5 protein-coding genes are annotated in these 10908 nt (G+C 61.0%); 1 reads left to right on the top strand and 4 read right to left on the bottom strand.

The window, feature by feature from the left end:
* Positions 1 to 33 precede the first annotated feature (33 nt).
* Positions 34 to 1362 carry a hemolysin family protein gene (locus C2L71_RS07530; RefSeq protein ID WP_103265166.1) on the bottom strand — a complete coding sequence of 443 codons (1329 nt, stop codon included), beginning with the start codon at positions 1360 to 1362 and terminating at the stop codon, positions 34 to 36.
* A 377-nt stretch (positions 1363 to 1739) separates the two neighbouring features.
* On the opposite strand from C2L71_RS07530, the gene C2L71_RS07535 reads away from it, so the two are divergent.
* Positions 1740 to 6872 (top strand): InlB B-repeat-containing protein, encoded by a 5133-nt coding sequence (locus C2L71_RS07535; RefSeq protein ID WP_103265167.1) that lies wholly within the window; start codon positions 1740 to 1742, stop codon positions 6870 to 6872.
* Positions 6873 to 7296: 424 nt separating this feature from the next.
* Here C2L71_RS07535 and C2L71_RS07540 read toward each other — a convergent pair whose 3' ends face one another.
* From C2L71_RS07540 to C2L71_RS07550, 3 genes are all read right to left on the bottom strand, one after another.
* Positions 7297 to 8673, bottom strand: a complete 1377-nt coding sequence (locus C2L71_RS07540) for a uracil-xanthine permease family protein (RefSeq protein WP_103265168.1) — start codon at positions 8671 to 8673, stop codon at positions 7297 to 7299.
* Positions 8670 to 9248 carry a xanthine phosphoribosyltransferase gene (locus C2L71_RS07545; protein ID WP_103265169.1) on the bottom strand — a complete coding sequence of 193 codons (579 nt, stop codon included), beginning with the start codon at positions 9246 to 9248 and terminating at the stop codon, positions 8670 to 8672. The genes C2L71_RS07540 and C2L71_RS07545 overlap by 4 nt, the downstream gene beginning before the upstream one ends.
* A gap of 123 nt (positions 9249 to 9371) precedes the next feature.
* Complete coding sequence (locus C2L71_RS07550; RefSeq protein ID WP_419060704.1) at positions 9372 to 10901, bottom strand: basic amino acid/polyamine antiporter; 1530 nt, start codon at positions 10899 to 10901, stop codon at positions 9372 to 9374.
* Positions 10902 to 10908: the final 7 nt, after the last annotated feature.

Raw genomic sequence — 10908 nt, forward strand, 5'->3', positions numbered from 1 at the left:
AGCGTAGCCCTCCGCTCGGAGGCGCGCCCTGCCCTAGCGATCCTCGTCGACGTCCGCATCCTCATTGTGCTCGACAACCACGCGTATCTTGTCGATGCGGTGGCGATCCATGTCCACGACGGTGAACGAGGCTTCGTCCGCGCCGTTCTCGAGCGTGGCGGTGTCGCCTTCTGCGGGAATGCGATCGAACACGTTGAGCAGCAAGCCGCCCGCCGTCTCGCACTCCTCGGCCTCCTCGGGCTCGAAGCCGATGAGCTCGCCCACCTCGTCGATGGGAAGAGACCCGTCGATCAAGTAGCTTCCATCGTCCAACTGGACCACTTCGTCCGGGCCGCCGTGCTGATATTCGTCGTCGATGCGGCCGACGATCTGTTCCATGATGTCGCTCATGGTGACGATGCCCGACGTACCGCCGTGCTCGTCGATGACGACGGCGATCTTCGTATGCTTGGCCTGAAGCGTCTGCAACAGCTTCGCGATGGGTATGCCCTCGGGCACGGCCTCGATCGCTCGGACGCGCAGATCGTCTATCGTGCTGTTCTTGGGCAGGGTGTAGAGATCCTTCACATGCACGAAGCCAACGATGCGGTCCTTGCTGCCACGACACGCGGGATAGCGGGTGTACTTGTAGGTCTGGATGATGGCAAGATTCTCCTCAAGCGTATCCTCCAGATCTACGCAGATCACGTTCGTGCGCGGCGTCATGATGGCCTCGGCGTCTTTATCGCCCAAATCGAAGATGTTGTCAACGTACTCATTCTGGTCGGGATCGATGAGGCCGCTTTCGGTGCTCTCGTCGATAAGCAGGCGAATCTCCTCATCGGTGTACACCTCGTGCTCGTTTGCGATGTCGTGCCCCAACAGCTTCATGACGCCGTTCGTGATGGAGTTGAACAGCCACATGATGGGATACGTGATGCGATAGAACCATACGAGGGGCGCGGCCGTGAACAGAGCGTAGCGCTCCGTGGAGAAAATGGCGAGCGATTTGGGGATGAGCTCGCCCACCACAATGTGCAACGCCGTGATAATGATGAATCCCACGGCGACGGCGATGGCGTGGATGGCGGCCTCGGGAAGGCCGATAAGCGTGAGGCCAGGGGCGATCAGCGCCGAAACGGCCGGCTCGCCCAACCAGCCCAGAGCAAGCGAAGCAAGCGTGATGCCCAGCTGGCAGGCGGAAAGATAGGCGTTGACGTTGTCGGCGACGGTCTTGGCGTACTTGGCGCCGGATCGGCCCTCGTCGAGAAGAATATCGACCTGGGACTTGCGCACGCGCACGAGCGAAAACTCGGCCACGACGAAGAACGCATTCATTAGAAGGAAGAACAGGACGAGTACGAGGCTTAACGCAACGGGCATTAAAGCGTGTCTCCTTTATAGATAGGCTGCCGATCGCCGCGGCCGCCTCTCGAGTGCAGCGCCGCGACGAAATTCAATGTCCTCACACTTTGTACCATCAGCAACGCCGCACACGAGGAAAAACTATCCTATATACAGAAGTTTACGACGTTTTGCAACAAATAGGAGCGGCTCCGGCAACGTTTTGCGCACACGGCTCCGACCGTGTTACACAACAGCGCATTCAGCCAGTCACAATGCACTTGTGGACGCTTTACAACATGGGGGTGTGTTATATTGTGATCATTCAACGAAAATGAGAAGCTTCGCCGTGCAGCCGTACGGTACCTCCTGTCGGCAGATACGTCGAAACCCTTTATGGGAAAAGGGAGTGTCGAATGGGTTCATGGAGACAGGTCATTGCAGGGACGTTGGCAACGTTGGCCCTCTCTTTTGGAGGACTGGCCAGCATGGGCTATGCCGACACAGCGAATAATACAAGCCCCCCCCCGACACGCTTCGTCATTGATTCCTCGGCCACGGCAGATCCTAGCTCCAACACCTTCATAAACCTCTCGACCGCGTTCGCGGCGCTGCCCGACGATGCAGGCGATGTCACTTTCGTCGTGAACAGCGATTTCCTTACGGATGAAGGTGTTTACGAGGTGCCTACCGACAAAGGCATCACCTCGTTCACTATCGCAACCGAATCCCCTACTGGCGTGCAGATTAGCCAGATGAACTGGCGGATCACCCTCTTCGCAAACGGAATCCCCCTGATCGTCGATAAAAACATCGAGATATTTGGTTACGTTTACGGCGGCGGAATACACGACATCGTCGACGACTCGTCCATCACAGTTCGAGAGTCTGCCTATGTCGAATACATTCACGGCGGTGGCCGTAATGCCACATTGACCGGAGACAGCGAGATCGTCGTCGAGGGCGAAACCCGCCTGGTGGCCGGAGGCGGCCATGCAAAATCGTCTACGCAAAAACCTCAGGCGGTTGCGGACGTGACGGGATCTACCTCGATCCTCGTGAGCAAAACCGGGTCGTCGCAAAATATATACGGGGGTGGTCACGCCGAATCCCCCTCGAGCGGCAGCACCACCACACAGGCGCAGGCAAACGTCGGCGAATCAACCAACATTACCATTGCGGGCAAGGCGAGCGAAAGCGTCGGGGGTGGCTACGCCACGTGCGGCGGCAGCTACGCCAGCCCCGTCACGAACGCGTCGGTGGTCGCTCATGTCGTGGGAGACACGAACCTGACGTATGAGGCTTCGGGACGGTCTGTAAGCAATACCGGCATGGGAGCGTACGGTGGCGGCTACGCAGAGAGCACGAGCAGCAACACCAACAGCGCCGTTGCCAACGTTGGCGGCAGCACGCATCTTGCCGCTTTGGAAGACGACGAGGCCAACGGCACGGGTTACCAAAAGGGCTACAAGGCATTCTCCTACTTCGTTGGCGGCGGATATGCAATGAGAAGCAACGCCCAGGCCGCTGTAGGAGGCGACGTCTTCGCCAAGACGGCGCGCGCGGCCGAAAACAGTCGACAGGGAACTATCGGAGGCGGCGAGGCGCTCTACGGCGCAACAGCAAACGTACTAGGAACCGTCCACCTTGAGGTGGCACCCGCAGCAAATCAGGGATCGAAGTACGAAAACGCCTATCGAGTTGTTGGCGGAGGATGGGCAACCTGCGGCAGCGACGACCTTGACGAAACACAGGCCCGGGTCGGAAGCACCGACGTTATCGTGCGCTCTGGCGTAAAGTTTTCCACAACATACGACTCGTCCATCAGCGCAAACGTTGTGGGAGGCGGCTTCGCGACGAGCAGCCACTCCAACGTAAGCGTGGTGGGAACGACCTCGGTGACGGTAGAATCAGGCGTCTCCGTTCTCGAAGACATCGTCGGCGGCGGCGCCGTCTGCACCATCGGCTCAGGCGGCGATTTTTCTGGAAGCACCGGAGCATCTGCCGATGTCGGGGCAACGCGCATCACCCTTGGCGACAACGTCACGGTAAAAAATCTCATTGGCGGCAGCAAAATGATAACCGCTCCCCAAAGTCACGCTCACGTTGGCTTGACGGAAACCGCAGACAGCGACGCCATCACGGTTGAAACGGGAGCGAACTTCTCCACAGGCTCCTACTACGGCGGGTGCTTCATAAAAGACACAGGCGGGGCGAAGAACGACATCGGCATGCGCTCGCACGTAACCGGTTCGATAACGTCGAGCATCCAGGGCGGAAAGCTGAGCGGCACCTTCTTCGGCGGCTCGTACATCAACAACAGCATGGCGTATGCGAATATCAGCGGAAACATAACGAACGTGTTGTCGGATTACTCGTTTGCCAGTTCGCCCAACAGCTACTCGGCCAAAGTGGTGGGCGGCGGAACCATCATGGGCAACAGCAGCAGCGTTCCCGACCAGATCGTCGTTTCCGGCAACGTGACAACGCACCTGAGAAACGGCACTCTCAACGGCACGGGCAACAACGCGAACAGCAGCCCGTGGCCCGGCGGTCGAACGGGAGCGAAGGTGGCCGGATCCGTCGAGCTGATCTTCGAGAACATGGCCTTCAGCAACCAGCCCATCTATGCCCAGAAAAGTTACTCGGGCACCGTAGACGGCGATTTGACCATTACCCTGTTGGGCGCCATCGACACCGATCTCAATCTGTATCCCACCTGGTCGGGTGGAAACACCACCGTGGTAGTCGGCGACGGCAACACCGCCACCACCGTCACCTTACCGTGCATCGCGGCGACAAAGGATACTCCTGCAACAGACGTGGAAATACACGATCACGCAAGCCTTACGCTTGATGCAGCCGATCCCGCTCCTGTTCTTGAGCACGTACGCAACGTTGCCCTCTCACAAGACGGCTCTCTGTCTGTGCAACATTCGAAGGCTCTGGTCACCATTGCTGGCAACCTCACTGGGGGCGGCACCGTGGTGCTGCCAGCGGGCGGGTCTATCGCGGGCGCCGGCGCATTGAACGGCAACCTGACGCTTGAGGTGAACGGCGACCTTGTCGCCGGGCAGACGTACTTCGACTTCTCAGACCAAAGCGCAGGCAGCGTCGCCTTCACCGAGCCGAGCGGGAAGTTCGTTCTGGGAACAAACACGCAAACCGCCGGCCACAAGAAGTGGCTAATGCACGAGCAGTTCACCGTGTTGTTCGACTCGAAGGGAGGCTCGACCGTCGAGGCGCAGGAGGTCGTATCAGACGAGAAAGCCACGAAGCCGGATGACCCGACGCGCGCAGGATACATCTTCGCAGGCTGGTACGCAAGCCCCGACTTCTCGGGCGATGCCTGGGACTTCGACGCCAACGCCGTGACGGCCGACGTCACGCTGTATGCGAAGTGGGTCGACGGCATCAAGGTGACGGTCACTGCCGGAAACAACGGCTCGGTCGATCCCTCCGACACGGAACTCGTCTTCACGGGCACGCCGATCGAGCTTCGCATCATGCCCGATTACGGCTACAAGATCGACAGCGTGACGACGAACGGCGTTGCCGCTCAATACGACAAGGTAGGCTTGCGCGAGGGCGTGCTCACGCTTTCCCCCACAGAGGCCACCACTGTCGCAGTGACGTTCGCTCAGCTGGACAAGGCCTCCGTCGATGAGATCATCGACAGCCTGCCCACCATCAATCCTGAAGACGCCCCAGCGGTCGTCGAGCAAAAGCAGGACGACGTCTTGGATGCGAAGCTCGACTTCGAGTCGATGACGCCCGAAGAGAAGCAAGCCGTAAGCCAAGACGCCGTCAACAAACTCAACGAGGCCGTTGTGCAGGTGCCCAAGGTCGAAATTGAGGTGAAACTGGCAATAAGCACCGAGGTGGGTGCGAACGTCGCCATTCCCTCCAAGCAGGAGTCGCGCTTCATCGGCGCGGTCGGCAAAGACGAAGTCGAAGCCCTTAAAAATGGCGACGCCGACCTGCTCAGAGTGATCGTGCAAATCCAAAACATCGACGCACCCAGCGAAGACGACGAGCGTGAAGCCCTTGAAGGCATCCTGGGTACCAATCAAGTGGGCCAGCATTTCGCGGCGAGCGTAACCAAGGAGCTGAGCAACGGCACCACCATGCTTACGTCCGAGCCGATCACCGCACTACCCGCGCCGGTGCAGCTGGTGTTCGACGTGCCGCAAGCGCTGCTCGGCGTGGGCGACGGCACCACGCGCGAGTTTGCCATGACCAGGACGCACCACAACGGCACGCAGTGGGAGGCGCAGCTACTCGATGACGAAGACGGCAACAAGGGCAACGAAACCATCCTCATATCCACCGACCGCTTCTCCACGTATTCCATCGTGTACGTAGACACGCATACCGTGACGTTCGAGACGAACGGCGGCAGCGCCGTCGATGCACAGCCCGTCGCGGACAGCGCGACGGTCACGGAGCCCACCGCGCCCACGCGCGAAGGCTTCACGTTCGACGGCTGGTTCACCGATGCCGCGTGCACGAACACCTATAATTTCACCACGCCGGTGACCAAGCCTTTCACGCTGTATGCGAAGTGGAACCCCGTGGCTCCCCCGCAGCCCGTCGAGCACACCGTCTTGTTCGAGGCGAACGGCGGCAGCGCCGTGGCCCCCCTGACGACGGTGGTCGACGGCTCGAAGATCACCGCGCCCGCCGCACCCAAGAAGGACGGCTTCACCTTTGGCGGCTGGCACACCGACCAGGGGCTCACAACGCCGTGGAACTTCGAGTCGGACACCGTCACCGGCGACATCACGCTGTACGCGAAGTGGCTGAACAGTCCTGATCCTCAGCCAAATCTGTACGAGGTGGTCTTCGTTACGGGCGAGAGTGCGTCGAAGATAGAGACGCAGCTCATAACGAAAGACAACGCAGCAAGCGAGCCTACCGCGCCCACGCGCACAGGCTACGAGTTCGGCGGCTGGTTCACCGATGACACGTATGCACAGGCCTGGGATTTCTCCACACCTGTGACCGCACCGCTCACGCTGTACGCGCAGTGGACTGAGGTCGTCCCACCCGCGCCCGTCAAGCATTACGTGGCCTTCGAGACAAACGGCGGGTCGCCCTCGCCTGCCGCCCAGGAGATCGTGAACGGCGGCTTCGCAACAAAACCCGCCGTCGATCCGACGCGCAACGGCTTCGTGTTCGCCGGCTGGTTTGCCGATGTCGCGCTCACGCAAGCGTATTCCTTCGACACACCGGTGACGCAAGACCTGACGCTGTTCGCAAAGTGGAGCGAACAGCAGGTTCCTCAACCGCCCGTCGGCGACGACCCCGCCGGATCCACTGACGACGATCCCACCGCAGAAGGCGGAGCAGACACCCCACAGTCCACCAAACCGTCTGCCGTCATTGACGATGCAACGAAGCGAGCCTCACTCGCTCCCACTGGCGACAATACCGCCACCTTGACGGGGGCCGTTGCAATTTCGCTCGGGTTTGCGATCGCAGCCGCCATGCTCGCCTGGAACAGGCTGCGGAATCGGCAGTCAGGCGCGCGTCTGCAGCGACGCTGAGAGAGCTTCCTCGAGGTTCCAACACCTGAGAAGGAGGACTGTAGCAGAAGTAGGTTTTCACAGTCGGCGACAAGCGCCCTATGCTTGCCGCCGACTGTGAAAACGTTGCGGGTCCAGCGATAAGCGCAAGGTGCTTGCCCAACGAAACCCACGAAACCTCGACTCCGGTTGCAGCCTTTCGCTTCTGTCTTCTCCCCAACGCAATCTGACAAAACTGTTAGATGCTTCAAAGGTACCTGCAAGGTTACCGCAAGGTGGCAGGGATATCGTATTCCCATGACATCGTTCCGCAATTCGCAAAGGAGCACCCCATGAAACGAGCCCTCGTCACGCTTGCCACCCTCGCCGCCATGGGCGGGCTGTTCGTCTGCGTCGCCCTTCAGGTGCCGCGGCTAGAGAAGATCCGGTAGCGGCCGCGCACAGGCTACGCGGACGCCAGATCGCCTTCATCCGGACTGGTTGCAGACCCGGAGGGCACCGCGTCGGGCGCATCCCCCGCCTGCGCTTCCCGCGGCAGCACGAGGTTCGCCACCACGGCCACCAGAAACACCACGGCCACGCAGTTCTGCGCGAACACGCTCTGCACGATCTCGGGGAACACCGCGAACAGCGCCGACGCCTGCGTGAAGCCGATCCCCACGGCCAGCGACAGCGCGGCGATGGTGATGTTGCGCTGCGTGAAGCCGGCACGCGCGATCATCTGGAAGCCGCTCACGATAATGTTGCCGAACATCATGATGGTGCAGCCGCCCAACACCGCCTCGGGCAACGACGAGAACACCACGCTGATGACCGGCAAAAACGCAGCCAGCACCATGATGACGGCTCCGGTGGCGATGGCGCGCCGGTTCACCACCTTCGTCATGGCCACCAGGCCCACGTTCTGCGAGAACGACGTGATGGGCAAGCAGCCAAAGCAGGCCGAAAGCGAGCTGACGAAGCCGTCGCACGCGATGGAGCCGGTGAGCTCCTTCTCCTTCACCTCGCGGTTCAAGCCCACCATCGTGAGCGCCGACGTGTCGCCGATGGTCTCGGTGGCCGACACGAGGAAGATGAGCGTGACCGACACGATGGCGCCCAGGTTGAACTCCGGGGTGAACGGCATGAGCTGCGGCAGCGCGAACAGCTGCATGCCCGCGAACCCGCTGAAGTCCACCGCCCCCATGAACAGCGCCACCACGTAGCCTATCACCAGGCCGAACAGCACGGAGAGCTGCTTGGCCTTCCCCTTGGCCAGCACTTGGAACACCAAGCACGACACGAGGGAGACGGTGCCCAACGCCAGGTTCTGCGGCGACCCGAAGTCCGGCACGCCGCTGCCACCGCCGAACGACGTGGCACCCACGCCCAGCAGCGAGAACCCGATGGACGTGACCACCACGGCCGCCACGATGGGCGAGATAATGCGCCGCCAATACTTCGCGAACAGGCCCAGCACGCCCTCGATGATGCCGCCCACCATGATGGCGCCGATGGCCGTGCTGTAGCCGTACGTGGCCACGATGCCGCAGAGCACGGTGACGAACGTGAAGCTGATGCCCATGACGATGGGTAGCCCCGAGCCGATGCGCCCGAGCGGGAACAGCTGGATGAGCGTGCCGATGCCGGCGATGAGCATAGCGCTCTGGATGAGCGAGCCCGTCTGGTCGGTGCCGAGGCCTGCTGCGCCCGCCACGATGACGATAGGCGCGAGGTTGGCCACGAACATGGCCAGGATGTGCTGGACGCCGTAGGGCACGGCACGCAAAAGCGGGATAGCGCCGTCGAGCTTGAACAGCTCCTCGGTTGCGAACGGCTTCATCGGCGAAACTCGATCTCGCCGGTTGCCGGGTTCATGGCGTCCACGATGGCGAGCGATTCCAGACGGTAGCCGCGCTCGCGCAGGCCGTCGCCGCCGGGCTGGAAGCCTTTCTCGATGGCGATGCCGATGCCCTCCACCGTGGCACCCGCCTCGTCCACCAGCTCGATGAGGCCGTTCAGGGCGCAGCCGTTCGCCAGGAAGTCGTCGATGATGAGCACGTGGTCGTCCGGCCCCAGAAACTTCTTCGACACGATAACGTCGTAGACGCGGCCGTGCGTGAACGATTCGATGCGCGTAGTGTGCATGTCGCCGTCCAGATTGATGGACTGCGCCTTCTTCGCGAACACCACCGGGACGCCGAAATGCCGCGCAACCACGCACGCGATGCCGATGCCCGATGCCTCTATCGTGAGGATCTTCGTGACGGGCGCATCGGCGAACAGGCGCTTGAACTCGGCTCCCATAGCATCGAACAGGCCGATGTCCAACTGGTGGTTCAGGAAGCTGTCCACCTTCAGGACGCCCTCCGACTTCACTACCCCGTCGCGCCTGATGCGCTCCTCCAAAAGCTCCATTACGTCCTCCGTGCATGCTCGTAACCCCGTGGAACATCGTTCCGTTCAGTGTAAACGAGCAGATGGAGCTTGGGGAGGCCCTGTTCACTCCCAAGCATCAAAAAGGAGGGTTCGGCGCGCTGGCTAGATGACGACAACCCCCGTCGCGATAAGCACGATAGAAGCCACGGCGGCGGCCAGAATGACGGCCACCACCACCTTATCAAGCGTGCTTTGCAAGTACGGCTCGCCGCGCTCCTTCTTTCCCTTGACGTACATGAGGATGCCCGGCGCGTACAGAAGCGACATGATGGTAAGCCCCACCGCACCCGACGCCCAAGCCAAGAAGAAGCTGTATACGACGCCGAAGATGCCGAAGATGCGCCACAATACGATATTTCCGCCAATCTTGCCCTTGAACGCGCCGGGTTCGGTGAAGGTGAGCTTGGCGAAGTAGGCCGCCGACAGCAGGTACGGCAGAAGGATCATGCCCGCGGAAAGCGTATAGAAGAACTGGTAGGTGCTGTCCGAGAACAACATGATGATGAGGAATGCCTCGATGACGATGTTCGTTACGACGAGCGTGACGATAGGAGCGCCCTTCTTATTCGTCTTAGCGAAGGCTTTGATGAACACGCCCTGCTCAGCCGCCTCGTACGGGGACTCGCTGGAAAGCACCGTGTAGCCGAGCATCGCCCCGACAAGCGAGAGCACGACGCCGCCGTTAATGAGGATGGCGCCCCATTGGCCCACCGCATGTTCCATAACGCCCGCAAGTGCAGGGTTCGGCAGATTGGCGAGCTCCGAAAGCGGCATGACGCCCATGCTGAGCGTGCTCACCATGAGATAGATGGAGAGCACGCAGACGAACGCGATGATGGTGGCCTTCCCCACGTCCTTGTCCTTCTTCGCGCGGCCCGAGATGGCGACCGCGCCCTCGATGCCCACGAACACCCAGATGGTGATCATCATGGTATTGCTCACCTGGTCGAAGAACGGCAGGCCTGGTTCGGCACCCTGCGCGAGGTTCGCCATGAAGATGGCCGGATCGAATTTCTGCAGGAAGATGATGGCCGTGATAGCCACGAAGATGGGCACGAACTTCGAGATGGTGATGACGGCGTTCACACCCGTTGCCTCTTTGATGCCGCGCGATACGAGGAACACGTAAAACCAGATAAGGCAGCTTGCCCCGATGACCGACGGGAGGTTCGTGCCGCCACCGAATACGGGGAAGAAGTACGTGAGCGCGCCGAAGAGAAGCGCCGAGAAGCTCACCGTGCACAGAAGCGCGCTGATCCAATAGCCCCAGGCGCTGTTGAAACCTAAGAAATCGCCGAAGCCCGCATTCGCATAGCTGTAGATGCCGCCTTTAAGCTCGGGCTTGATGCGAGAGAGCGCAAAAAACGTCAGCACCAGGCACAGCACGCCCACGCCCGAGATGCCCCATGCGGTGAGGATGGCGGCGCCGCTCGCGCCGCCGGCAGCTTGGTCTCCGGCCAGCGTGAACACCCCGCCGCCCACGATAAGCGTGATAACGGTGGTGACGAGTCGGAAGATTCCCATGCCGCCCTGATGAGGCTTAGCGATAGCAGGGGACGAATCCGCGCTCAAGGGTCGGGCGGGGGACGCGACGGCCACCGTCGCAGCCGGTCGATGCGCAGAATCACTCATTATGACC

Origin of the sequence: Enteroscipio rubneri, assembly GCF_002899715.1 — a bacterium.
Lineage (GTDB): Bacteria > Actinomycetota > Coriobacteriia > Coriobacteriales > Eggerthellaceae > Enteroscipio > Enteroscipio rubneri.